The sequence below is a fragment of the Paenibacillus sp. MDV22-iso6 genome (assembly GCF_058408365.1).
Map to the genome: position 1 here is coordinate 432,784 of NZ_JBZVDZ010000007.1, position 24,066 is coordinate 456,849.

Genomic DNA, 24,066 nt, shown 5'->3' on the forward strand with positions numbered 1-24,066 from the left:
ACGATTACTCCCTCTCTTGTTCAAAATGTAATAATCCCTTTTCTATCAACAACCATACCTGTGCAAGTTCTGCATCAATTGTAGGGTTCTTCCATTCATAGGCATGTGCCGGATGATGAAAACGAGCTGTAGCTTGAAGGATCGCCGTTGCAACCACGTCTGGGTTGTTAAATTGGAACTGGTTCTCCTGTTGGATGATCTCACTCAAATGACGTACAAGATGTTGCACATGTTTATTGATAATATCTGCGGATTCCTGAGTTACCCGTGCGTACATCTCAAACAACTCTGCATCGGATTCGGCATAATGACGTTTACGAGCAATTAATGCTTCTATATATACTTTCAGATGACGTGTTCCCTCTCCGTTATAACTCTGATCCTTAGTTATTGCCGTCAAAGGCGCAATAATCTCATCTTCGAGCCATTGTGCGGTCACGCCTTCAAGTAATTCTTTCTTGCTTTTATAGTGCCTGTAAATCGTACCGTGACTAACTCCAAGCAATTTAGCGACATCCGTAACAGATGTTTTGGCAACACCGAAGCGCCGGAGAGTTTCCTGCGTTGCTCCAATAATTTGTTCCTTGGTTAAAAATTCAGAAGTTTTGTCCTTTTCCATAATGATTAAGATGGTTACACCATCCTCAAGTCACCTCCGTTGAAATTAGATTAACACAGCGAATAACAAATGACAAATATTTATTTTTGTCATTTGTTATTCGCTTGATGATTTATATGTAAGAGCGTAAAGAAAAAAAGAGCCCATTTAATATGGCCCTTATCCAAAGTTTTAATGTTTCTCTTTTTTCTAGAAAACGAACTTAAACAATACGAAGATTACCGCAAGAATCCCAGCGAGAATTAGCCAGTTGCTAATTTCCCACCAAATGCTTTTCCCTCCGGCTAAAAGCTGTTGTTCATTTTCTTCATGGCGCTGTTTGTGTGTATGTGATTCTGAGGCATGGGGCGGCTTGCTAAAGTCCATCATATACATTCCCCTTTCCAGCAGCTTTAATCTTATGGTTCCATTATAACCCATAAATAAGCATAAATTTATTAATTTTCAAAAAAGATGCTATTTCCATACAACAGTAGAGGAAGCGTGTCATTAATCCATTGTTCCATAGGCACGTTCCGACCCTGCAGGTTCCATTGATAAGCCGCGCCATACATCCCCCAACTTAACAGAACTGCTGCTGTCTCTTTACGAGAGTTCTGCCCCGGTGTGGAGGTTTTCTGACGATTCAACAGTTGCAAAATAATAATCTGGATTTTTTCTCTAATTTGAAGTTCCAGTACGGTTCCCAGTGACCTGTAACTTCGTTCGCAGCGAGTACTGACTTCAGCATGAAATTCACACAGGGCTGTTAATATTTTTCTCAAAACTTCTTCATTAAATGTATCACCCTGATCCATTCGATCATTCAATTTCTCCATGAATGAATACGTAACGGTCGAATCCAGAATGGCAAATTTATCGGTGAAGTGTGCATAAAATGTGGCTCGATTCACCGTAGCTTTTTCGGTAATATCCCCCACGGTCAGAGAATCAAAGTCCTGATGCTGCAGTAGGGATAGGAACGCATCCTGCAGGAGCTGACGTGTCCGTATGACACGAGGATCTTGGTTATTTTTGATCGTCATTCGAATGTCTCCTCGCCTTTTGCATAATGTTCGCAACAAAAATATAGGAACTGTTGTCTACGCAACGATTCTGCATTTTTGCTGATTGTAAGCCTGATTGGATTAGTATAGCATGCTTAACAACAAGCGTTGTTTACATTACTTTAGTTGTCTAGTCTACTATTTACAATATAAGAATGAAAAGGAGAAACATGATATGAAAACCATCGTCATTGTTGGCGCAGGCCTCGGACTCGGGATGGCTATAGGACAGAAATTTGGACAAAACGGATTTCAGGTCGCTTTGGTATCACGAAACCAAGACAAACTCGATAACCTGGCAGCCCAGTTAAAATCAGAAGGTATTGAAGCATCCGGCTTCGCAGCCGATCTATATAACCCGGAACAATTGACACAAGCTTTTGACCAAATCAAAGAGAAGTACGGTTTTATTGATGTGCTCGAATTCAGTCCAACCGTTGGACAGTTCCCTCCGACACCTGCCATGAATGTTACTGCGGATAATGCACTGGATCAGTTCCAGGGTCTGGTACTTGGTGCAATTCATAGTGTGCAACAGGTATTACCAGCTATGCTGGAACGTCAGACTGGAGCGATTCTGTTCACCACTGGGCTTTCCGCTATATATCCAAATCCGATGATGGGTAACGTTGGGATTGCTTTGGGCGGATTACGAAACTATGCCAACAATCTGCATACGGACCTCGCTCCGAAAGGCATTTATGTGGGTCACCTCTCCTTGGGTGTATTCATCAAGCCGGATACACCAACAGACCCTAAATACATTGCTGACGCTTGGTATGATATGTATGTGGAGAAAGATAAAGCTGAGGAAACATTCCCGGTTGGTGTTACTCCAGAAACGATTGTATGGTAACTGGAGATTTTCAAAAGATAGTTTTGCGTTGTTATATATAAAACCACCCTTTTCACTTAAAAAGTGAGGAGGGTGGTTTTGGTAATCACATAATGACTAACACAAGTTATTCGCATGGATGTGTGGCTTAACAACTATTACTTCAGGCACTTACTTCAAGCTCTCTCATTTAGCAGACAATTCTTCTTCCGTGACCCATTTATGATTCTTCACCGGATCTCCGCCTGTGGTCGGGGTATAATCAACCATATATACCGTCGTTTGCTCAGCGGAGTCAATCGTTGCCTTAGCACCTTTCATTCCTGGCATGTGGTCAGCGTTCAGCACAACCTCTGCTCCTGCTGCATCCGGTTGATCCGTATGGTCCTGAATTTCCTCTTGAATGACCCATTTATGATTTTTCACAGTGTCTCCCCCTGTAGTTGGTGTATACGAGACTGTATACGCTGTTGTCTCATAGGCTCCCACAATTGTTGCTTCTGCACCCTTCATTCCGGCCATATGGTCCGTACTCAACACGACATGGCTGCCCACTGGATATGTAGGATTTTTCTTTTCCTGAAGTCCTTCCGGTAATTCTCCCGAATCCGAGTGGTGCATCTCTCCTGTGCTCGCTGCATGACTGTCACTACTGCTGTTATCCTGCTCAGCATTCTTGCCACATCCACTTAACATCAGACTGCCCGTGATCACCGTAGTCAGCAATATCATTGCATACTTTTTCATGAGTTGCACTCCTTTGAACTTTCGATTTCTACTCTCATAATATACCCCATATGGGTATATTTCAATCGTAATTGATTTCTTTATCTATTATTGGTTATCGCTACAGAATTAAAGAGCATATCAAAAAAACCTCCGATTTCTCGGAGGCCTTCAGTTTTTAGAAATTATTTTAGATACATGCTTCAGACTTCAACATGAAGTCCGAAACGAAACCGTTCGATCGACTCAGCTCAATAATTAGGCTAGTCCCACGGTAACATTGACGTTCCCTTTGATTCCTTTGGAATATGGGCAGTAGTCATGAGCAAGTTTTACAAATTTCTGTGCTGTCTCCTCATCCAAACCCTCAATTTTAACTTCAAGTTCCACTTCCAGTTTCACACCATTATCCGTAGGGTCCGTCACAAGCATAACCGTAGCCGATACTGTGCTTCTCTCAATTTCGACTTTGTGTTTCTTTAATTGAAATTCCAGCGCTGAATTAAAGCAAGCACTGTAGCCTGCTGCAAACAATTGCTCTGGATTCGTAGCTGTCGTCACTTTGCCTCCCAGTTCAGGTGGGGCAGCGACATCAAGCATAAATACGTTATCTGGCGATTGCACAATCCCTTGACGTCCACCTGTATTGATAACTGTAGTTTCATATAATGTTTTCATGAGTATTGGCTCCTCTGTAATTTAGATTTTATTTTGTAAAGATGATGTCTCTTTTGTTTTGCTAACAATTAGATTGTACACAATTTAATTGTGTTTGTAAATCATTATTATAAAATTAAAAACAACCATTCCCTCTTGTAATAGCAGGAAATGGTTGCTCCGTAATTGATAAATATCTATCACTGATCCAAAAGTTGAATCTACCTAATATAGTTTAGCTTTTACATTTTCTTCTCAAAGCCCTCCATCGGTGCAAGTGAATTCTGGTAGTCAGTCCCTTCCTGACTGTCGGTAGTAAAGTGCATGACCTCCCGAAACGAACCTTCCAGATAAGTCTGCATCGCCAATGGAATGCGCAACTCATCCATATCCGACGGGGATATTTGGTAACGAATGCTGCCAAGGTCACCTGCTTTCACCTTCTGTACCCATTTTGGCTCACGAATCAATTCCCGTCCGAGTGCAGCCAAAGTTGCCCCGGCGTTGATGACCTCTTCCGCGTCTTCCGGCCGCTCAATCGATCCGATGCCAATCAGAGGTTTTTTGTGATCCAAAACCCGGACGAATTTAGTTAAGATTGGCTCTTTGTCATCGGGGTGGTTTAAAGATGTTCGTTTGTAACTTCCCATCGACAGATGAATGTAATCAACCCGAGTGTCTGTCAGAGCCTGGGCAAACGCCAAGGAGTCTTCGAGCTGAATGCCCGGCATATGAATTTCTTCCGGTGAAATCCGGTAACCGAGGATAAAGGGTTTATCCGCATGAGCATCGATCACCGATGCAACCTCCTGAATGACTGCCAGCGGAAATCGCATACGATTTTCAAAACTGCCACCCCACTGATCGGACCGTTGATTGGAATTGACGGAGAAAAATTGCTGCAATAGATATGTGTTCGCCCCGTGAAGCTCTACCCCGTCAAAACCAGCTTGAATGGCTCGTAAGGTTGCTCTGCCGAAGTCCTTAATAATGTTTTCGATTTCCTCAGGAGTCAATTCACGCGGCGTCTCCGAGCCGATTGGATGAGCGGCAGCGATTGCACTCGCACTGGTGGGTTGTACACCTCTTAGCGTTTTGGAGTTCGTTTTGCGCCCTGCATGAAAGATTTGCACAATGGCTTTCGTTCCGTCTTTCTGAATGGCTCTTGCAATTTTGGACAGTCCTTTGATTGTAGAATCACTTGCGATGGAGAGCTCACCTTCGAAGCCTTTTCCCCCATCGGTTACGTACGCAACACCTGTAATGATCATTCCAGGGCCTCCAGCCCGTTCGGCATAATAATCGACTTCATCATTGGTGATGGAACCATCGAAGAAACTGGACATTGTTGTCATTGGCGCCATGACCACTCTATTTTTCAACGTAAAACCATTCGCAAATGTATAAGGCTGCAAGAAATTACGATTACTATTTTCCATATATATTCTCTCCTTTTATTAGGCGTGTCCACCCTTGTCTCTGTTTCATGAGTTATTGTATAGTAGGGTGAAAAAAGAGTATAGTATGCACTTAAAAGGTAGATACTAACTAAAAGGAGAGTGGAATATGGAAATTGCTGAGGAAGTAAACGTTAAACCATTTTCACATGCCATGTCGTTGATCGGTGGAAAATGGAAAATGCATATCTTATTTTGGTTATGGAAAAAAGAAACATTGCGATATGGAGAACTGAAAAGAGCTTTGGATGGAATTACGCATAAAATGCTAAGCTCTCAACTGAAGGAACTAGAAGCCGACCAATTAATTATCCGTACAGAGTACCCACAATTACCGCCAAAAGTAGAATACTCTTTGTCTCGTGAAGGATTAACGCTGATGCCTGTGCTGGAAATTCTCTGCGATTGGGGTAGACAGAATCTTGCTGATTTGCAGAAGAATTAGTCAAACTGCTGCAAGCTATATGTATATTTTCAGTAGAATACTACAAGTGGAGCAGTACGTGAACATAATTTACTTGTTGGGATTTTAAAGTGCTCGCAATCATTATGGAGAGCATCTTTTGGGGGAGTAGTGTAGTTTAGTTTTAATCTTCTGAACTCTCAAGTAGAAATTTTCCGATAATATTCTCGTTGCTATCGTATAAGTTTATATACTTATCGACTTTTGGTTCATTCATACTCTGAATTGCTTCTTCGGGAGTTTGTGGCAAATCTTGATTCATATCTGAAGTCTTGATGTAACCTTCCGTTCCGTTTACACCTATAGCCTTAACTAAATCTATTTCTTTTCCATCATGATAAACAAATGAACCATATGTTTCACCTTTATCATTGATTTTTACTTCCATTTGATCTTCAGAGGGACTAGTATTAGCAGATGCAGCTCCCCATCCATAGACACCTATTCCAATCCCTAAAGCAAAAATCACACCAACTGTAATGAATTTTAGTGATTTTGTTCTCATAAGAATATCCTCCTATAGTTGAATGATTAGTGCTGTTTTATTCAAGTTATTTTTGGTCTGCTTGAAAATGCACCCTGATCTTTACTTGTGAAAGTACTCAAAACTTTGTTTGTAATTTTAATTTCCCTATATATAAATGAACACTTACAATCAGGGAATGTTACACAGTGAGAAAACTTTTTATATATAATCAGAACGCCGGTAGTTCTGCAATTGTTCATTTTAATTCTGCCGGTGCTGGATCGCTGCATCATAAGCAGTTATTTTCTCATTATGGAGGCTTTTGACGGCAAATAGTCGATTTATAATTATTTCTGCCAAGTGATTAAATACTTTTGGCTGCTGTTGGAACATTCCAATAATTAAATTTCACGGAATCCGACATACGCATGCAAAAGAAACAGCTGAAAAGTTAAACACTGTTCTTTTCGGTTAACGTAAAAAATACCAACTCACAGTTAATGTGACGTTGGCATTTTTTTAACGATGATCAATAACAGAACTTGTAGAAAGCAATTTAATTAACGAGATACTTAGCAAAATAACATGATCTTGACCAAAAATTAACCATTTCTCTTTAATGAACACAAAATTATAGTGTAGTTTCTTCTATAAGGAAAAGAAGCCTTGCTCTGCAAGGCTTCTCGCGTATGATCTGTAGTGGGCTCGAACCACTGACCCCTACCCTGTCAAGATAGTGCTCTCCCAGCTGAGCTAACAGATCATGATATCTGATTGTTTTCCAATCAAGTAACAGTATCATAACAAGTAACCGTGTTCATTGTCAATTGTTATATTGGTAATATTTTATTCGAATTGGTGCACAATAAAGGAATGATTACCATTTTGATGACGAGGTGACTTCCATATGAGGAACATGAAAGAACGTAAGCTGCGTTTATTTATCATAGCCAAAAACTTAGCCTGTTTGATTGCGCTTGTTGCATTAATATACGTTTCTGTCGGTTGTAGTTTGGAACGAGATGAACATACAGTACAATTCCAACAGTTAAAAGAGCCCCATGAGGTGAATGATGATCTGCCCGTTTGGCTGGATGTGTATTCCAAGTCTGTTGTGCATGACGTTTACTCCCCACAAGGCAATGTTGAAGTCTTACCCTGAGGAACATCAAATTGCATTTCACTCGTCTTCGTCCCACTTTTTGGAGTACGCCTTCTTAGTCACATAATACAACAAAGCAATCATTCCTGCCGCCATCAAAAGGGTGATTGCCATCACTCCTGCCATACCCATGGTGCGCCCCTCCTCTCCCAGTATGTTCCAGTCTTAACTATACAGGAAAAGCATTTTTTTGTATAATTCAGTCTGATAGCGTAGAGCAGAAAGAAGGTATGGAATTGGCAGCTGAGATTAGTTATGTAACGACTGAAGAACAACTCCAGGAAGCATTGGATATTCGCAATCATGTTTTTGTAATCGAGCAGCAGGTGCCTGCTGACATTGAGATCGATCAATATGATATCATCAGTCCTGATGTGCATCACGTATTGTTGAGTAAAGATGGACAGGCTGTAGCCACAGGGCGTCTGATCTATTACACCAAGGATACCGCCAAAATGCAGCGTATCGCTGTACTCAAATCTCATCGTTCGTTCGGTTACGGACGTGTGCTTCTGTTAGCCATGGAAGAACGAGCACGCGAATTGGGATTGGCCTACTCTGTTTTGGACGCACAATGCCAGGCGCAGAAGTTCTATGAGAAGCTCGGATATGAAGTGATCTCGGAAGAGCCTTTTTATGATGCAGATATTCTGCACGTTCGTATGCAAAAGAGCCTGTAAATAACCTCAGCGTGCGATATGAAGCTATGTTGTGCATACTTTTTTTTGATCCGGACAGGCTAAAGAGGTAACCAGATTCCTATTTGGTCAGATAAGGAGAGTGTGACATCATGGATCAAACGACACGCGAAAGCTTCACAGCAGTACAAAAAAATGGTGACGGCGATCTGACGGCGTTTCAAACTTCATCCGGACGTGTGCTGGATTACCAACAAGCACTGGCAGAAGTAAAAGCAGGATCAATTGCAGGTGTGAATGTCTTTAAAGGCAAAGACGGCGAAATGTACATTCGCGGTGACGCAGACGGCGACCCAACCAATAACCTTGATCAACTTCCTATCTTCTAATAGATGTATGCTGATTAACATGGCGCCAATCCGGCATTCCGGGTTGGCGTTTTTTACGTTTTAATATTCGGTAAAATATTTCACGGCATCGCCAGCAGGCTGGCTTTTGCGAATGGGCTGAGATTCCTGCTCCCATGCTTGCAGAATTAGTATGCCTTCCAGCGTAGACTTGTTCTCCCACACAATATGCTGCCTGCGCTCAAGCTCCAGCAGTGACTCATGAATGAACGCCTTGGTTCTGCCCGTCTTATTCTCCAGCTCATCCATTCGTGGTACTCGACGACGCTGCCCCGCATAATTAACAATAATACGCAAAATTTTGCGTTCAAAATCATTCAGCATATTTCTTCCTTCCCTTCCTTATGGAGTACGGGACGCCATGCAAGAATACCTTGTTCAAGAAATGTTCGGGGTGCCCCTTCTTTCCCTGCGGATGCTCTAATCTTACCTTCCCGTACACTGTTGATTCGAATCTGCCGCTGTGTAATATGCCCTGCACGATCCATGTAGACGAGCTCCACCATCTGACCAATATATTTCCCTAGCATAATCATCCCTCCAATAAGAACATGTGTTTGTTTTATTATTATATGCGAACATAAGTTCTTTATTCAACAACTAAAAAAAGGATTTTTTTGAAATAAAAAAACCAGACTCACTCCCTCTCATAGGGAAGTCTGGTTCCTATCCTGCCTTGCTATGCAGTGCATGTTCAGTTCAACGTCGATCCGATTCCGTGAATTGTACTTTTTTCAGCTGCTGGGTAGACGGATTAAAATCAACATTCACAAATACAGCAAATTGTTTTCCGTCTTTGTTACGTACCCATAACTTGAACTGTTCACGGGATTGGTCTGCTGTTAGTGAGGTGCGACCGATGTGTTTGTAATCCAAAATATCCACGTTGTACTTGGTTTGTGTTTCTTTCACTGCAATGATTCCCCACTTCGCATAATCCGGAATTGCAGTTGCTGAACTTGTTGCTAGTCCACTTAAACTTAGTATCACCGTCATCAGGGCTACGATGAGCATTCTCATATCATTCACTCCTCGGGACAATGTTTACGTTAGCCTGCCCTGTAGAAGTTTATTTTACACCAGTAGACGAAGGATAAACGTAATCGGTTGCTGGAGCGATTGAATCGTACTGATCGCCATCTTATACCGTTCGATTGGTGATTTGAAGCTTATCCCCCAGTCACCCTCCAATAAAAGATTACGCGGTGGTGGATCTTCCGGCTTTTCCAAACCGTACTTTTCTATAAGCTCATCTTTTCTTTGTTGATCCAACTCACTCGGAAAATCTGCATATGCTGCCGTAACATCGCTACATCCAAAAACGACAAGCAGCAGGATACCCCATCCTACCATAATCCAACTTTTGCGCACTCTCAGTTTCTCCTTCATTTAAATCAGATAATGACAACCATACTTAACTTCATTCGTCCTGATTGTACATAAATAACACGGGATTGGAAATAACAAATGTAGACTTAACTACATGCGCCTTAAGCCTCAATTGCAAAATTATGGGTTTAGCGTATTCGATAAACGTGTAATAGGCCATGACAGCATCACTTCATTATTCTGAGCAATCATTTCGAGGAGGTTACACCGAATGTTCAAACGTATGGATGAAATCGCAATTGAAATCCCTAATGTCGAGAGACCGGACCCGAATGCAGCGGCAGCGATACAAGAATTGCTGGGTGGTAAATTCGGAGAGATGTCAACGTTGAACAACTACCTCTATCAATCCTTTAATTTTCGCTCCAAAGAAAAATTGAAACCCTTCTACGATCTGGTGATGAGTATCACCGCCGAAGAATTGGGTCATGTAGAGCTTGTGTCTCATGGCATTAACAAATGCCTCAGAGGTTCCACTGATTACAAAGAGCCTGACGATACACCACTTGGTTCCGTGAAGGATGCGCGTCTGTCCTATCATTTCCTGGCTGGCGCACAGGGAGCAATGCCTTTCGACTCCATGGGCAATCCATGGACAGGCGCCCATGTTTTTAACAGTGGAAATCTGGTCGAAGATCTGCTGCATAACTTTTTTCTTGAATGCGGAGCACGTACACATAAAATGAAAGTTTATGAAATGACCGATCACCCTGCAGCCCGGGCAGTTGTTGGCTATTTGCTGGTACGCGGCGGTGTGCATGTAGTCGCTTATGCTAAAGCGCTTGAAATCGCAACCGGAGTGAATGTAACCAAATTGGTGCCGATTCCCTCCCTGAGCAACAAATCCTTTAACGAGGCGTGGAAATACGAAGAAAAAGGTCTACACACCAAGCTGTATACCTATAGTGATAAAGACTTTACTGCAATCAGTCAGATCTGGAAAGGAACACACCCCGAAGATGGACAACCGCTGGAAGTCATTCAAGGCGTACCTGAAGGGTACCCGATTCCTGAAGCTCCTGCGGTGGAAGAAGAATTCGCCCCAGGCATTTCGCAGGAAGAGTTCCAGGAAATTGCACGTCGTCTGAAGATGGCGGGAAATATTGCGGATTAAGGTAGCATTATGTAGTGGATGTATTAGTTGTTGTTGATATGGCATGAAAATGGATTAAGCCCTCGGATCTTGCTGCTTCAGTGGCAGGATCGAGGGCTATTATTGATATATTAAAACATGGATTTAATGCTGTTGATGAACTTTTGCCCTGTGTTTGGCTCTGTCAATGCAATGTCCCACATCACTATATTGGTCATCAGATTTGAACCATGGGTTATTACTTTTATAGTCAGTTCATTAACTCCCTTTAACGGAGTTTGAAAAGAGTCAGGATGGTTCTCTCCGCTGTTCGCCGATACAACCAAAGAATAGATTTTTGTGCCATCGGCAATAAAGTTTATTGTAATAAGCTCATGGCTTGTTCTTCGGACAACATCGTCCGGTATAGCGAAATAACCTTTCATATTTTTGTATTTTTTATTTAAGAGATATGAAAACTCATTCGTTTTTTGTTTTTCTCTACTGTACAGATTGATTTGAGGCTCGACATTTGCTTGTCCTACTGTAAAACTGGAGAGTTCTTCATCCCATACTACAGCCCCATCGCTCGAAACAAGTTCATTCAGTGCAACACTTTTTCCGTCAACGTTATCTAAATAATGATTGAGGCCGCCAACAACAGTGATCGTACCTATTGAAAAAATAATCGCTGTCAGGAAGATTCGAATAAGTCCTTTTAATGTATTCCGATGATGCTTTACTATCCGCTGTGCTCCATATCCAACGGCAGCCCCTAAAGTATTAATCAGGATATCGTCTATATCAAACGCACCTAAACGGGAAATCATTTGCAATGTCTCTAACATCGTAATGCAGAGAATGAATATGCTGATAAAGCGAATAAACCCACAGCGAAAGAGGAGCGGAATGACCATCCCGAAGGGGATGAATGCTACAAAGTTCCCCATTTCAAAAAACCATATCTTAAAATCTCTCCCCATTGGAAAATGTAAAGGAATTCCTTCAGGGGTGAAGCTGTATCGCCAGCCCTGATCAGGACTGGCCGAGCTTCTATCGAAGCCCAGGAATAAGAAATACAATGTTAAACAAGTATACAACGATAACAATACAATGATGAATTTTCTTGACTTTCCTTGATACAAAATCAAAATCACACCTTCTTTTTTTCAATAAACTTCTACATCATCAAATCATTCCTACACTACAATTTGCAGGACTCACGTTGACTCATGACTCATCACTTCGATCAGCATGTTGGCCCCCAGTCGAAATCCCTGAACAAATGAAGCTTCGCTATGCATACCATCACATTGACCACACAAGTCAAACAACTGTTCTAGCCCACGGAATTCTCCCTCGCTCAATCGATTTCTCTCCCAGATCAACAAGGATATATAAACGTTCCAACGTTGGAACATATGTAATTCTCCTTCATTGAACTTACTGTTCCTCATATTAACGTTCCCGTTATGGGTAAAGTTGCAAAGAGCAGATGCCCTGCTAGCGTGAACATCACTTCCATAAAATCACTTCTTCCCGTATTGCTTATACCAGTACCTCCCCCATACAATTAATTCCACACATAACAAGAGAGCACAGTATGCCCAGGTAAAAAACAAAGCCAGTCCTAGCCCGATGTTGGCTCCTATATATCCCCCTCGTAACTCCGTATATAATGCATACCCCAAAGGTACGCTACCTAAAATAAAAAGTCCGATTAACCATCCGCCCCAAAGTTTACCAGATCCCTCTCTATCCTTGGAATTCTTTTGGATGCCTTTAGCCAGTATAATCAACATTAAAATCAATATTAGCCAGGTTATGAAAATGTACAACATTGCTTTTGTCTCCTCTCCTTCAAATTCCCCATATTTTTGTACAAAGGATTTCCGCCTGTTTGTCCATTGTGCTGGCAACCCGCTTTCGATAAACTGATCACATTCGAACTAAATTGATAATGATTATCATTATCCAATAAGTAACCTATGCGGGAGGAACCATAACGATGAACGCAACACGTAAGCTCGGTACCCTTATACTCATGATTACCCTGATTGGTGCACTGCTATCTGCCTGTGGCAGCAAAGCAGAACCACCCACTACGACCGCTGAAGCAGAATCAGGTGAATCGACCACCTCAACTCGAGCGCAGTCCGAACAAAGTGAAACCAAGAGTTACACCGACTCCCTGGGCCACACGGTAGAGATTCCGGTCAACGCGAAACGTATTATTTTCACAGGCAGTGATCTGGGAGATTTGCTTGCCCTGGATGTTAAACCAGTAGGTGCAGCCCTAGGCATCATTGGTGATCAGATCGCTTATCCCGAATTGCTGGATGGGATTGAAGATGTAGGCGACTTGCAAGGCGATCTGGAGAAAATCACTTCATTAAGTCCTGATCTGATCCTACTGGATGCTGGCGGCAGTTATTATGAAGAGAACCAATATACTTTGTTATCGAAGATTGCTCCGACAGTAACCTATGACCGTCTATCAACCAATGAACGTGTGAAAGTCTTCGGTGACATTCTAGGGAAAGAGCAAGCAGCCGAGGAATGGATTAAAACCTATGCAGAGCAATCCGAGCAAGTACGAAATCAGCTTGATTTGCCCACAGGTGTAACCGCATCCGTCTTTCTCCAGCTTGGCAAAGATATGTACGTGATGGGCAACAGCGCACTTGCCGAAACTGTGTATGATACATTGCAATTCACCCCTGCTCCCAAAGTTAAAGAATCCTTGATTGATAAAAATGAACGTTTTGCCAACATCTCCAGCGAGCTGCTGCCGGAATATGCAGGTGAATACTTGTTTGTCCTCACGGATCTATCAGAGGAAGAGCGAAATAACAGTGACTCCATCATGACGACCGACATCTGGAAGTCCATCCCGGCTGTTAAAAACAATAAAGTCTACTATCTTAATACCAAGTGGAACTTTGATGATCCGATTACCAAAGAACGACTGATGGACGAACTGCCTTCCATACTAGGAAAATAACACATCAATTCACGAAGCGTTAGGATCTTCAGGATAAACCATTTTGCTAGAGAAGCATTATCTGTAGGGCTACTGCCCTCCACTCATGACCGGTGCAGTTCCTGACACACAGGAGCCTCCGGTTATTTGCCATTGAAAAAAAGTGCTCCTTTATATACAATCAACTATAATTGATAACTATTCTCAATAAATATGCTATGAAAAGAGGATTCCGTGTTGAGACGACCTACCCAGAATACTCCGGATCTTCTGTCCCTATCCTATGCCAACTCGCGATCCCATTTGCTCAGCAAACTGCTGACACCGAGCATCTCCTCCGTTCTTGAAAAGCATTCCCTGCTCTCGTTTACTTCGGGAAAAGGAACTTTATATGTACAGGACATCCCTGTACCCGTCAAAAAAGGAACCACCATGCTCCTGCATCCCCAGAGTCAGATTCAATTAACCGGTGATGGACAGTTAGACGGAATCTATATCTCTTTTGACGTGTTTGCCAGAGGTAGCAAGGAACCGGCATCTGCCTTGGACCGTCTTTTTCCTTACGGACAGCCTATACCTATTCGTCCGTTCTCTCAATATGTTCATTTGCTTGAACAACATGTTGGATTTGGGGAAAACGCATCAGATGAGATGCAACAGTTCAGACAACAGATTATTTTACAGGAAATGATCGTGCTTCTGCTGGAAAATGCTCAAACTGTTCGCAAAAGTACTCATCCAGACGAATCGGTGCGCGCCACCATTCAATACATTGGGCGGCATTACACAGAATCAATTACAGTTGAACAGCTTGCAACTCAGGCCAGTATGGGACGCTCACAATATAGTTCACGATTCCAGAGCATAACGGGGTATAAGCCGCTGGACTATATTACCTGGTTACGAATCGAACAGGCCATGACCCTGCTGATGCGCACAGATGATCCTTTACGTGAGATCGCTCGCAGCGTAGGGTTCAGCGATGAGTACTATTTCAATCGGCGATTCAGCCAGATGACGGGGTTTTCACCCAAACAATATGTTCGTCAGCATCGAAGCGACAGGAATTTCTTATCCACTTGGAACGTATCCCGAACTTCACCTGACTCGGAAAACATATCGTCCGCTTCCCCCTCACTGGCACCATCCGACTCAGAGAATGCACCTAATGCAACTAATGCACTTGTTTCATCCTTTCCATCAATTCTACCCGTTGCTGTTAACCCTGTGCAGTCTAAACCGACAACACACTCTCCCAAAATTGTCACGATGGGCAGTATGGTCGGACACATGCTGACACTGGGAATTCGGCCCGTTGGCGCAGAACTCACCATTATCCGTCATCAAGTCGTGTACCGGAACCAACTGCAGCACATTGAAGATGTGGGTGTAATCAACAATGCTTCCGCTATCGCTGGTCTGGAACCTGACCTTATTGTCTATGAGCACCGTTCGGACGTGATGAGAGAATTGCTTGAGCAGGTGGCGCCCACATTGACCATCAATCCGGCAAGCAATACAGCCGAGCAACTGCGCTGTATTGCCAAACATGTGGGTGAAGAGCAGAAAGCGGAACAGTGGATTGCCCACTATGAAGAAAAACACGAACATATGTGGAGACGCCTTGGCGGAAGTACAGGCACGGGAGAAACAGCAAGCGTGCTGCTTGAGCTGGATGGAGAGTGGTATGTGATGGGGGTTCAGGGGTTCCCACTGACACTCTATCATCCCCTTGGGTTCAGCCCTCCCGATACCGTGGCTTCCCTGATGAAGAACGATGTTCGTTTTCTCAAAATTCAGAAGCATGAAGTGGCCGACTATGCAGGTGACCGCCTGTTCGTATTAACCTCCAGCAACCGTCGTCATGACGCCCATCTGCGACAACTTCTCAATCAGACCAGCTGGGACGAGCTACCCGCCTCTGTTCGTGCACACACGTATACCACTAATGCCAAATGGAACTTCGATGACCCGATCACAAGAGATCGTTTGCTCAAAGTCATGCCACGTATTTTAAACCATCCGCTGACTTAGTTTGCGTGATTCACTTCTCTTGCCATCTGGCACAACGTGATATTAAAAAGTAGAAAAGACGCCTTCGCTTACTCAGGATCATGAGTAGACGAAGGCGTTATTTTTTTACTCCTTATACAGCTCTCTTATAATACGTTCACAAACTCTCTGTTACGTTCAGGCACCGAACTGTGCATAATGCAGACGACTGTATACTCCACCTGCTTCAAGCAATTCTTCGTGTCTGCCCTGCTCAGTAATCCCTTGCTCGGCAACAACAATAATGCGATCCGCATTTTTGATCGTAGCCAATCTGTGGGCAATAACCAGGGTAGTCCGTCCTTCGGACAATTCCGCAAGGGATTGCTGGATCGCTGCTTCTGTCTCAGTATCCAATGCAGATGTAGCTTCGTCCAAAATTAGAATCGGAGGATTCTTCAGGAACATACGTGCAATGGACAAACGCTGTTTCTGTCCGCCGGACAGTTTCACACCGCGTTCACCAATTAACGTGTCCATTCCTTCCGGCATGGATGTGATCAGTGTTTCCATCTGTGCACGACGAGCTGCCATCCAGATTTCTTCTTCTGTTGCATCCAGCTTGCCATACGCAATATTCTCACGAACGGTTCCATCGAACAGGAACACGTCCTGCTGAACAATTCCGATCTGACTGCGCAATGAATCCAGCGTCATGTCTTGAATCTCCTGACCATCGATCGTGATGCGACCTTCCAGCACATCATAGAAACGAGGCAGCAGACTGCACAGCGTTGTTTTCCCTGCACCCGATGGTCCAACAAGGGCCACTGTTTCACCAGCGTGAATATTCAGATCAATCCCTTTCAGAACAGGCTCCTGATCCGAATAGCCAAAGGTCACCTGCTCATATCGGATATCTCCACGCAGATGAGATACCGTAGTGGCACCCGGTCGATCTTCAACGTCCGGCTCCATATCGAGCAATTCCGTATAACGTTTGAAACCAGCAATCCCTTTTGGATACGTCTCAATAACGGAGTTGATCTTCTGAATGGGTGTAAGAAACACATTGGACAGCATAATAAATGCAATAAATTGACCATAGCTCATACTGCCTTGAATGACAAACCATGTGCCGCATACCAGTACAAAGAGGGATACCAGCTTCATCAGCATGTAACTGATGGAAGAGTTCCAGGCCATGATTCTGTACGCGATCAGTTTGGTCTGACGGAAACGGCTGTTGTTTACAGCGAATTGTGCTTTTTCATGCTCTTCATTCGCAAAAGCCTGAACCACGCGAATACCACTTACATTGTTTTCTACACGTGCGTTGAAATCCGCTATATCCCCGAACATTCGGCTAAATGCCTTGGACATCTTGCTGCCAAAATACAAGGAAAGATAAATAATGAGCGGCACGATAATAAATGTTAACACGGCCAGATTTCCGTTAATGCTCATCATGATGCTGAATGCACCGATCAACGTCATTACTGCGATAAATACATCCTCCGGACCATGATGGGCAATCTCGCCGATATCCATCAGGTCATTGGTCATACGAGAGACCAGGTGTCCGGTTTTGGTATTGTCAAAGAAACGGAATGATAACTTCTGTACATGATTGAAAAGTGCCTTACGCATATCGGTCTCGATATTAATACCAAGCTTATGTCCCCAGTATGTAACAACAAAGTTGAGGAACGAGTTTAATAGATAGATCGCGAGCAGCGCAAGACATGCCCATAATATCCAGTCCCAGCGTCCCCCTGGCAAAAGGTCATCCACGACTCTATTAACTGCCAGCGGGAAGGCCAGTTCCAGCAGAGCTACGAAAATCGCGCAGCTAAAGTCCAGAATGAACAGCTTTTTGTAAGGCCTATAATAGGCAAAGAAACGGCGAAGCATGGACTGAAGTCCTCCTTATAGCAACCATACAATATGATTGCTTTCTATTTCGTTTTGCTCAAGAGATACAGGAAGTACGGGGCACCAATGATGGCAACCAGAATACCTGCCGGAATCTCTGAAGGCTGCAAGATTACGCGTCCCAGCGTATCTGCAACAAGCACAAGCAATGATCCGACCAGTGCGGATGCAGGCAAAAGGAACTGATGTTTTGGTCCCACGAGACGACGTGCCAAATGTGGACCAATCAGACCCACAAAACCAATACCGCCACTGACGGATACGCATGATCCTGCCAGTCCCACGGCTGCAGCCAGCAGGATCAGTCTTTCGCGTTCCACCGGTGCGCCGAGACCACTTGCTGTTTGGTCACCAAGGTTCAGTACATTGAGCACACGGGCTTTATACAGAACAAGCGGCACAAGAACAATGAGAAACGGCAGCAGCGCCGTTACGAATTTCCAGTTGGAACCCCAGATGCTACCTGCCATCCAGGTGGCCACAAATTGATACTTCTCCGGACTAAGCCGAAGTGTTAACACGATCATGGCTGAGCTGATTCCTGCCGCTACCCCAATCCCTGTAAGCAACATGCGCGTAGGCATGAGCCCCTCTCCCTTTTTGTAAGAGAGCACATAAATCAGAAATGCAGCAAAAGTTGCCCCGATCAGGGCCAGGATTGGCAGCAAAAATACCGGAGCCGCCGTCGTTGTCGGGAAGAAGGAAACAAACAACATCACAACCAATCCGGCCCCAGCGTTGATACCGAGAATCCCTGGATCAGCCAGAGGATTTCGGGATACCCCCTGCAGAATACAACCGGATAGCGCAAGTCCCGCACCGACCAGAACCGAAATGACGATACGCGGCAAACGGAATTCAAACAAGATCAGTTCCTGCTTAGCTGTCCCACCGCCAAACAGGGTCCGCATCACCTCAAGTGGAGAAAGCCGAGTGAATCCTGTATTCATACTGATAATAAAAGCTGTAATAATCAACGCACCAAGCACAATCATGACAATGGTGCTTTTTGTTCTCTTTTTGCGTTCTGCTCCAACCAGAGTTGAGGATTCCATCGTTACAGAGTCCTCCTTTCTTTACGCGCCAGATAGAGGAAGAAAGGTACCCCAATTAGGGCAACCAAGGCGCCAATTGGCGTCTCATATGGCGGGTTAATCATACGTGCAGCCAGATCCGCGAATACGAGCAGCAGACTGCCCATCACTGCGGAACATGGAATAATCCAGCGATAATCGACCCCAACTAACTTACGTGTGAGATGGGGAATGATAAGTCCTACAAAGCCAACAGCACCCACCACGGATACAGCTGTACCTGCGAGGATTAATACAACAATCAGACCAACCAGCTTGATCAGGCCAGTACGTTGACCCAACCCAACGGCGATATCTTCTCCCAAGCTAAGCAGCGTAATGGAACGGGAGATAATAATCCCTGCAATAAGCGCAGCCAGCACCCAGGGGAACATCACTTCCAACTGGGACCACTTCGTCCCGGCGACACCGCCAGCTGTCCAGAAAGCAAGGTCTTGTCCAATTTTGAAATACAGTGCAATCCCTTCACTGAGTGCTGAAAGCATCGCAGACACTGCCGCCCCCGCCAGAACCAGCCGGAGAGGTGTAAGTCCAGATTTGGACGCTGCACCGAAACCATAGACCAACAGAACCCCAAGTCCTGCACCAACGAAGGAGTACAGAATGATATACATATATGGCATGCCTGGGAAAAAGGCAAAGCAGACAGCGAGCGCAAATCCTGCGCCAGCATTCAATCCGAGCAAACCGGAATCTGCCAGCGGGTTACGGGTCATCCCCTGCATAATGGCACCGGCTACTGCGAAGCAGGCACCCACCATTGCTCCGCCAAGAATACGCGGTAACCGAATCTCCCATATAATCTGATGCGGAGTCAGTTCAGGATTAAAGTTAAAGATTGCCTCCCATACAACGCCCAGCTTGATATCTGCAGCCCCAAACGAAATGGACAGCGCCATACCCAGCGCGAGCAGCAGAATCCCCCCTGTCAGGATCAATGTGGCAGCCCAGGGACGAGTGTGTATTTTGGCTGTCGGTGATTCCGTAGGTTGACTTGCCGGTGAAACTTTCGAACTCATATGTCCCCACCCTTGTTATGAGTGATGTAGACAGATCCTATGTACATAACAATCACCTCTCTATTAATACATAACTGATATTGATTCTCATTCCCATAGACCATTGTATGTCAACTAGCTGTCTCTGGCAATGGACAAATGGGACAAGTTTATTGCATAAATGAATTTTTGTACTAAAAAAAGCTGCATGGAGTATAAGAACTCCAATGCAGCACCTTGGTTTTACATATGATTTAACGACTATGCACAGCAGTCAATGCTGCCAGCACATCCGGCACATCTGTAATAACTCCCTTCACACCCATATCGATCAATTCCTGCATTTCGGCAGGATCATTCACCGTGAACGGGTGTGTTGCAATTCCCTGAGCCAACGCAGCAGCAACTTCTTCTCGTGTTACAGCAACCTTGTAGGGATGCAGAGCAGAAGCTTCCAGTTTGGCAGCATAATCATATGGGCGGTACAGCTTTTCCATATATAAAATTGCTGTGCGAATTTCCGGGGCAAGACGTTTGCACCTCACTAACGAGGCATGATTGAAGCTGGATAGAATGACCTGTTGTTCCATGCCCCAATTCCGAATCGCTTGTATCAACTTTTCTTCCATTCCCTTATAACTAATAACACCATTTTTCAATTCCAGGTTAAGTAGAATGTCTTTCCCCCGAACCAAATCAAATAATTCATCCAAAGATGGAATACGTTCTCCAGCAAAATCGGCATGGAACCAAGCACCTGCGTCAAGAGTACGTAATTCTTGAACTGATTTATCCTTGACCCAGCCTTCTGCTCCAGCAGTACGACTTAACGTCTCATCATGTATCAATACCAGGCTACCATCACTGGACAGCTGGATATCCGTTTCAATGCCTGTCGCTCCAAGCTGCAAGCTGCGTTCAAACGCCACCATCGTATTCTCGGGGCATACGGCAGATGCTCCCCTATGGGCGATATTTTCAATTCTTTTCATTCCAGCGCCTCCTGAGTTCAACATTAACTCTATGATTCTCACTATAAACGCAGTTTGTCATACCTGTATTAACAGAGCGTTTAATTGTATGCTCCGTCCGCGTATAGGGCAATATCTTGGAGGGCTGGGGATTCACTCATTTTGTGAACTCAATCTGTAAACCAGACATAATATAGTATCAGTCATAGACAACTGCACTCCGCTGTAAGGAGGTCGCCCATTGAAACCCCTAACGAAGAACAGATCTGTATCTCCCAAATCTTCCTCCAAAAAAGCTCCCTTGCCCAGAATTTCTGCCAAAAGCAGATCCGGCAAACCCAGCAGTAAAACTAGAACGCCCCCCAGACCACGCCAATACATGAAAAAGGCATCCGTTCGAGGGCTGTCTGTTCCCGACAAAACAAGTAATCAATCATCCGTTCTGGATGAACAGAGTCAACTGGATAAGTTGGCTTTTATCGCTGCCATCCTTGCTCTTATTGCAGCCGCAATTGGATTATACATTGCCTGGAGAACACTCAGTTTGCCGGGTGATACTGAGGTAACGGTCTAACTCCCCTTGCCCACTCTGTCTCTCTTTTCCATAGAGGCGGAGTTTTTTTTTGCAGACAGAAAAAAACCGTTCCCCTGAGACGCCGACCTTACCGGCGCCTCTTTGGAAAGGCCATTTCTTCATCGGGCGTTGCCCCGGCGATTATATCACCGTCCCGGAATGGCTGCTCGAATTACAGAACGAATGTACGAGAGATGATAACGAGCAGGATGAACAACACCAGAATCGCGCCTGTTGATGTCCATGCTCCGCCACCAAAGCCGCCGTATCCGTAACCGTATCCTGTGCCTTTGATTTCGCTCATGAGTGACACTCCCCTCTTTTAAGAAAGTACACTATAGACTATGTTTGGGGAGGGAACTTGCTTGGGCACATCGGAAAGTTTTCCGCTGGAGCGGGTAGTTATTTATCCTGAAGCTGTGACCACTTCTGGGTCAACTGTGCCGGAATATAGGATGACATCCGATTCAACAGTTCAGCTGGATCAGATTCCAGACTCCATAGACTGAGATGTGAGGTATTGGAGAATCCTTCATGCACGCTATGCTCAACCATTTTCATCAACGGTTCGTAATATCCGTTTACATTTAACAAACCAACGGGTTTACGATGAATGCCAATTTGTGCCCAGCAAAGAACCTCAAATAGTTCTTCAAATGTACCCATACCACCAGGAAGAGCCACAAATCCGTCGGACAGCTCGGCCATCGTTGCCTTGCGTTCATGCATCGTTCCCACTTCAATCAGCTGCGTAAGACCTCCATGTACGACCTCTCCCCGGAACAAGCCAGTCGGCATGACACCAATTACTTCTCCACCCTGCTCCAGAGCAGCATCCGCGACTGCACCCATTAATCCCATACATGACCCTCCATAGACGAGTGCGTACCCGCTATCGGCGATCTGTTTACCCAATTTAATAGCCTGCTGTGTGTAATCGGGGTGATTTCCCGGGTTGGAGCCTGCAAAAACACATATACGTTTCAATGGGTTTCACTCCTTCTCATGATCTATTTCATTAGTGTATAACATGAATGTAAATACTATGTTACATCACTCATCATACTCAAGTGAATAAAAAAACACCCGACCGTTTGCAGCCGGTCGGGTTCCCATAATTAGTACACATCATTTAGAAGGGGTTGTTACTGTTTACTATAAAGGCCAAACATTAAATCCATATGATCTTTGCATGAAATGAATATTAAATATCAACCGACTTATCGTATTCCACGCCGTGAGCGCACCACAAACATATGCTTGTCCTTACGAAGAATCCGGCCGTCTGCAAGCTCAACCTGATCATCATCATGACGTATAATCGTTGTGGATAATGCTACAATTTTGGCCCGACGCCAAATCATAACCTGTGATTTGAAATAGATGGCATTTTCAAATTGTACGGCCTTTTTCATCACATATCCAACCTTATGCACCTCGGATCGCGCTTTTTTCAAGGGAAGGCTCTCTTCAGGCAGAGGCCGGATCATTGCGATATTGTCGAACGATACCTTGATCCGCTTGGGTCCGATTCGTACACAATCCGCTTCTTCATCCCACTCGACCAGTGTTCCTTTCAGTGGCTCTCGTATGCCGGTTGCACGATATACGGCTACTTTCCGTCCTACCCAATGTCGCAATGCCATCGCCCCCCGTTTGTCTAGTTTTCCGGTATCGTCCAATCAATCGGTTCAATACCTTTGGAGGTCAAAAATTCATTGGCTTTGGAAAAAGGACGACTGCCCAGGAAGCCACGATGTGCTGCAAGCGGACTTGGATGCGTAGACTCCAACACCAGATGTTTATCCCGGTTAATGAATGCCCCTTTCTTCTGGGCATGACTGCCCCAAAGCATAAATACCATCGGTTCTGAACGTTCATTCAATGCCCGGATGACAGCGTCTGTAAACGTCTGCCATCCCAGTCCCTGATGGGAGTTCGGCTGCCCTTCCCGTACCGTCAGAACCGCATTAAGCAGCAGCACGCCCTGCTCTGCCCAATGAACCAGCGATCCGTGATTCGGAATCGGCAGACCCAGATCCGCGTGAAGCTCCTTATATATATTTTTCAAAGAAGGAGGAACGCGCACCCCCGGTCTGACTGAGAAACTTAATCCCTGAGCCTGACCCGCTCCGTGATAAGGGTCCTGACCGATAATAACGGCTTTGACCTTATGATACGGGGTCAGTTTAAGAGCCGAGAACAAATCTTCCTTGGGTGGAAAGATGGTCTGTGTTTTATACTCGGCGGCGAGTGCATAACGAATGTTGTTGAAATACTCGGCTTCAGTCTCTTCCTGAAGTACAGAGTCCCAATCATTTCCAAACATATGTAAAGGCTCCTTTCCCTGATGAATACATATCCGTGCAGTCCACATAACGAACTGCCACCTGCGTGAGCCGTATCCTACGACTCATAGACTATCCACCATTTTAACATAACCGGGGACAGCAGACCAGAAGTGTACATCAGGGGATAGGGTTGCCTCTATAACTAACGTTACTTCAGACCGAGCATGGAATATCTATCGTTGTAAATTGATGCGCTCTGAATCTGTACAACAGAGTTAAAGCAATCCAGTA

Annotated in this window: 30 protein-coding genes and 1 tRNA gene; 9 read left to right on the forward strand and 22 right to left on the reverse strand. The window is 44.5% G+C overall.

Features of this window, described 5'->3' with window-relative positions:
- Positions 1 to 4: 4 nt before the first annotated feature.
- The 3 genes from AC4PM4_RS21530 to AC4PM4_RS21540 form a co-directional block, all read right to left on the reverse strand.
- Positions 5 to 619, reverse strand: coding sequence for a TetR/AcrR family transcriptional regulator (locus AC4PM4_RS21530; protein ID WP_491614518.1), 615 nt, complete (start codon positions 617 to 619; stop codon positions 5 to 7).
- Between the two features lie 189 nt (positions 620 to 808).
- Positions 809 to 988, reverse strand: a complete 180-nt coding sequence (locus AC4PM4_RS21535; RefSeq protein ID WP_064636548.1) for a hypothetical protein — start codon at positions 986 to 988, stop codon at positions 809 to 811.
- A gap of 68 nt (positions 989 to 1,056) precedes the next feature.
- Positions 1,057 to 1,644: a TetR/AcrR family transcriptional regulator gene (locus AC4PM4_RS21540; RefSeq protein WP_072735370.1), complete on the reverse strand. Its 588-nt coding sequence runs from the start codon at positions 1,642 to 1,644 to the stop codon at positions 1,057 to 1,059.
- A gap of 196 nt (positions 1,645 to 1,840) precedes the next feature.
- Here AC4PM4_RS21540 and AC4PM4_RS21545 point away from each other — a divergent pair, with 196 nt between their 5' ends.
- A complete protein-coding gene (locus AC4PM4_RS21545; protein WP_491614519.1) occupies positions 1,841 to 2,521 on the forward strand; it encodes an SDR family NAD(P)-dependent oxidoreductase in 681 nt (226 codons plus the stop codon).
- A gap of 165 nt (positions 2,522 to 2,686) precedes the next feature.
- On the opposite strand, the gene AC4PM4_RS21550 is transcribed toward AC4PM4_RS21545, so the two are convergent.
- The 3 genes from AC4PM4_RS21550 to AC4PM4_RS21560 form a co-directional block, all read right to left on the reverse strand.
- Positions 2,687 to 3,247 (reverse strand): YdhK family protein, encoded by a 561-nt coding sequence (locus AC4PM4_RS21550; RefSeq protein ID WP_491614520.1) that lies wholly within the window; start codon positions 3,245 to 3,247, stop codon positions 2,687 to 2,689.
- Between the two features lie 237 nt (positions 3,248 to 3,484).
- A complete protein-coding gene (locus tag AC4PM4_RS21555) occupies positions 3,485 to 3,904 on the reverse strand; it encodes an organic hydroperoxide resistance protein (protein WP_064636540.1) in 420 nt (139 codons plus the stop codon).
- A 221-nt stretch (positions 3,905 to 4,125) separates the two neighbouring features.
- Positions 4,126 to 5,322: an NADH-dependent flavin oxidoreductase gene (locus AC4PM4_RS21560; RefSeq protein ID WP_090951661.1), complete on the reverse strand. Its 1,197-nt coding sequence runs from the start codon at positions 5,320 to 5,322 to the stop codon at positions 4,126 to 4,128.
- 127 nt (positions 5,323 to 5,449) lie between these two features.
- On the opposite strand from AC4PM4_RS21560, the gene AC4PM4_RS21565 reads away from it, so the two are divergent.
- A complete protein-coding gene (locus AC4PM4_RS21565) occupies positions 5,450 to 5,785 on the forward strand; it encodes a winged helix-turn-helix transcriptional regulator (protein ID WP_063565556.1) in 336 nt (111 codons plus the stop codon).
- A gap of 142 nt (positions 5,786 to 5,927) precedes the next feature.
- Here the strand turns inward: AC4PM4_RS21565 and AC4PM4_RS21570 are convergent, their stop codons facing one another.
- Complete coding sequence (locus AC4PM4_RS21570) at positions 5,928 to 6,308, reverse strand: hypothetical protein (protein WP_063565555.1); 381 nt, start codon at positions 6,306 to 6,308, stop codon at positions 5,928 to 5,930.
- Between the two features lie 651 nt (positions 6,309 to 6,959).
- A tRNA-Val gene (locus AC4PM4_RS21575) sits at positions 6,960 to 7,032 on the reverse strand.
- 153 nt (positions 7,033 to 7,185) lie between these two features.
- On the opposite strand from AC4PM4_RS21575, the gene AC4PM4_RS21580 reads away from it, so the two are divergent.
- The 3 genes from AC4PM4_RS21580 (at position 7,186) to AC4PM4_RS21590 (ending at position 8,458) form a co-directional block, all read left to right on the forward strand.
- A complete protein-coding gene (locus AC4PM4_RS21580; protein ID WP_143806511.1) occupies positions 7,186 to 7,431 on the forward strand; it encodes a hypothetical protein in 246 nt (81 codons plus the stop codon).
- 236 nt (positions 7,432 to 7,667) lie between these two features.
- Complete coding sequence (locus AC4PM4_RS21585) at positions 7,668 to 8,111, forward strand: GNAT family N-acetyltransferase (RefSeq protein ID WP_063565750.1); 444 nt, start codon at positions 7,668 to 7,670, stop codon at positions 8,109 to 8,111.
- Positions 8,112 to 8,221: 110 nt separating this feature from the next.
- Positions 8,222 to 8,458 carry a DUF3892 domain-containing protein gene (locus AC4PM4_RS21590; protein ID WP_063565553.1) on the forward strand — a complete coding sequence of 79 codons (237 nt, stop codon included), beginning with the start codon at positions 8,222 to 8,224 and terminating at the stop codon, positions 8,456 to 8,458.
- A 60-nt stretch (positions 8,459 to 8,518) separates the two neighbouring features.
- Here the strand turns inward: AC4PM4_RS21590 and AC4PM4_RS21595 are convergent, their stop codons facing one another.
- From AC4PM4_RS21595 to AC4PM4_RS21610, 4 genes are all read right to left on the reverse strand, one after another.
- Positions 8,519 to 8,800: a hypothetical protein gene (locus AC4PM4_RS21595; protein ID WP_063565552.1), complete on the reverse strand. Its 282-nt coding sequence runs from the start codon at positions 8,798 to 8,800 to the stop codon at positions 8,519 to 8,521.
- A complete protein-coding gene (locus tag AC4PM4_RS21600; protein ID WP_064636528.1) occupies positions 8,794 to 9,006 on the reverse strand; it encodes a hypothetical protein in 213 nt (70 codons plus the stop codon). Before AC4PM4_RS21600 ends, AC4PM4_RS21595 begins: the two co-directional genes overlap by 7 nt.
- Positions 9,007 to 9,175: 169 nt before the next feature.
- The gene (locus tag AC4PM4_RS21605; protein ID WP_064636525.1) at positions 9,176 to 9,496 is read right to left on the reverse strand and encodes a DUF3889 domain-containing protein; all 321 of its coding nucleotides are present in this window, start codon (positions 9,494 to 9,496) and stop codon (positions 9,176 to 9,178) included.
- A 54-nt stretch (positions 9,497 to 9,550) separates the two neighbouring features.
- Positions 9,551 to 9,847, reverse strand: coding sequence for a hypothetical protein (locus AC4PM4_RS21610; protein WP_491614522.1), 297 nt, complete (start codon positions 9,845 to 9,847; stop codon positions 9,551 to 9,553).
- Between the two features lie 229 nt (positions 9,848 to 10,076).
- Here AC4PM4_RS21610 and AC4PM4_RS21615 point away from each other — a divergent pair, with 229 nt between their 5' ends.
- Complete coding sequence (locus tag AC4PM4_RS21615) at positions 10,077 to 10,979, forward strand: manganese catalase family protein (RefSeq protein WP_491614523.1); 903 nt, start codon at positions 10,077 to 10,079, stop codon at positions 10,977 to 10,979.
- Positions 10,980 to 11,089: 110 nt separating this feature from the next.
- On the opposite strand, the gene AC4PM4_RS21620 is transcribed toward AC4PM4_RS21615, so the two are convergent.
- Positions 11,090 to 12,088 (reverse strand): VanZ family protein, encoded by a 999-nt coding sequence (locus AC4PM4_RS21620; RefSeq protein WP_491614524.1) that lies wholly within the window; start codon positions 12,086 to 12,088, stop codon positions 11,090 to 11,092.
- A gap of 69 nt (positions 12,089 to 12,157) precedes the next feature.
- A complete protein-coding gene (locus AC4PM4_RS21625) occupies positions 12,158 to 12,358 on the reverse strand; it encodes a DUF6809 family protein (RefSeq protein WP_491614525.1) in 201 nt (66 codons plus the stop codon).
- 587 nt (positions 12,359 to 12,945) lie between these two features.
- Here AC4PM4_RS21625 and AC4PM4_RS21630 point away from each other — a divergent pair.
- Complete coding sequence (locus AC4PM4_RS21630; RefSeq protein WP_072735378.1) at positions 12,946 to 13,941, forward strand: ABC transporter substrate-binding protein; 996 nt, start codon at positions 12,946 to 12,948, stop codon at positions 13,939 to 13,941.
- A 216-nt stretch (positions 13,942 to 14,157) separates the two neighbouring features.
- Entirely contained in the window at positions 14,158 to 15,954 is a 1,797-nt protein-coding gene (locus tag AC4PM4_RS21635) for a helix-turn-helix domain-containing protein (protein WP_491614526.1), read from the forward strand.
- 156 nt (positions 15,955 to 16,110) lie between these two features.
- On the opposite strand, the gene AC4PM4_RS21640 is transcribed toward AC4PM4_RS21635, so the two are convergent.
- The 4 genes from AC4PM4_RS21640 to AC4PM4_RS21655 all read right to left on the reverse strand — a co-directional run bounded on the left by AC4PM4_RS21640 (position 16,111) and on the right by AC4PM4_RS21655 (position 20,931).
- Positions 16,111 to 17,826, reverse strand: coding sequence for an ABC transporter ATP-binding protein (locus AC4PM4_RS21640; RefSeq protein WP_063565539.1), 1,716 nt, complete (start codon positions 17,824 to 17,826; stop codon positions 16,111 to 16,113).
- 44 nt (positions 17,827 to 17,870) lie between these two features.
- Positions 17,871 to 18,902 carry a FecCD family ABC transporter permease gene (locus AC4PM4_RS21645; RefSeq protein WP_024631187.1) on the reverse strand — a complete coding sequence of 344 codons (1,032 nt, stop codon included), beginning with the start codon at positions 18,900 to 18,902 and terminating at the stop codon, positions 17,871 to 17,873.
- A 2-nt stretch (positions 18,903 to 18,904) separates the two neighbouring features.
- Positions 18,905 to 19,960, reverse strand: a complete 1,056-nt coding sequence (locus AC4PM4_RS21650; protein ID WP_063565538.1) for a FecCD family ABC transporter permease — start codon at positions 19,958 to 19,960, stop codon at positions 18,905 to 18,907.
- 233 nt (positions 19,961 to 20,193) lie between these two features.
- Positions 20,194 to 20,931, reverse strand: coding sequence for a glycerophosphodiester phosphodiesterase (locus AC4PM4_RS21655; RefSeq protein ID WP_491614527.1), 738 nt, complete (start codon positions 20,929 to 20,931; stop codon positions 20,194 to 20,196).
- Positions 20,932 to 21,289: 358 nt separating this feature from the next.
- On the opposite strand from AC4PM4_RS21655, the gene AC4PM4_RS21660 reads away from it, so the two are divergent.
- Positions 21,290 to 21,484, forward strand: coding sequence for a hypothetical protein (locus AC4PM4_RS21660; RefSeq protein WP_072735381.1), 195 nt, complete (start codon positions 21,290 to 21,292; stop codon positions 21,482 to 21,484).
- A 172-nt stretch (positions 21,485 to 21,656) separates the two neighbouring features.
- Here the strand turns inward: AC4PM4_RS21660 and AC4PM4_RS21665 are convergent, their stop codons facing one another.
- The 4 genes from AC4PM4_RS21665 to ung form a co-directional block, all read right to left on the reverse strand.
- Complete coding sequence (locus AC4PM4_RS21665; RefSeq protein WP_211754062.1) at positions 21,657 to 21,788, reverse strand: YjcZ family sporulation protein; 132 nt, start codon at positions 21,786 to 21,788, stop codon at positions 21,657 to 21,659.
- 98 nt (positions 21,789 to 21,886) lie between these two features.
- Positions 21,887 to 22,471, reverse strand: coding sequence for an LOG family protein (locus tag AC4PM4_RS21670; protein WP_072735382.1), 585 nt, complete (start codon positions 22,469 to 22,471; stop codon positions 21,887 to 21,889).
- Positions 22,472 to 22,704: 233 nt separating this feature from the next.
- A complete protein-coding gene (locus AC4PM4_RS21675) occupies positions 22,705 to 23,130 on the reverse strand; it encodes a hypothetical protein (protein WP_125477324.1) in 426 nt (141 codons plus the stop codon).
- A 14-nt stretch (positions 23,131 to 23,144) separates the two neighbouring features.
- Positions 23,145 to 23,813 (reverse strand): uracil-DNA glycosylase, encoded by a 669-nt coding sequence (gene ung / locus AC4PM4_RS21680; protein WP_063565748.1) that lies wholly within the window; start codon positions 23,811 to 23,813, stop codon positions 23,145 to 23,147.
- Positions 23,814 to 24,066: the final 253 nt, after the last annotated feature.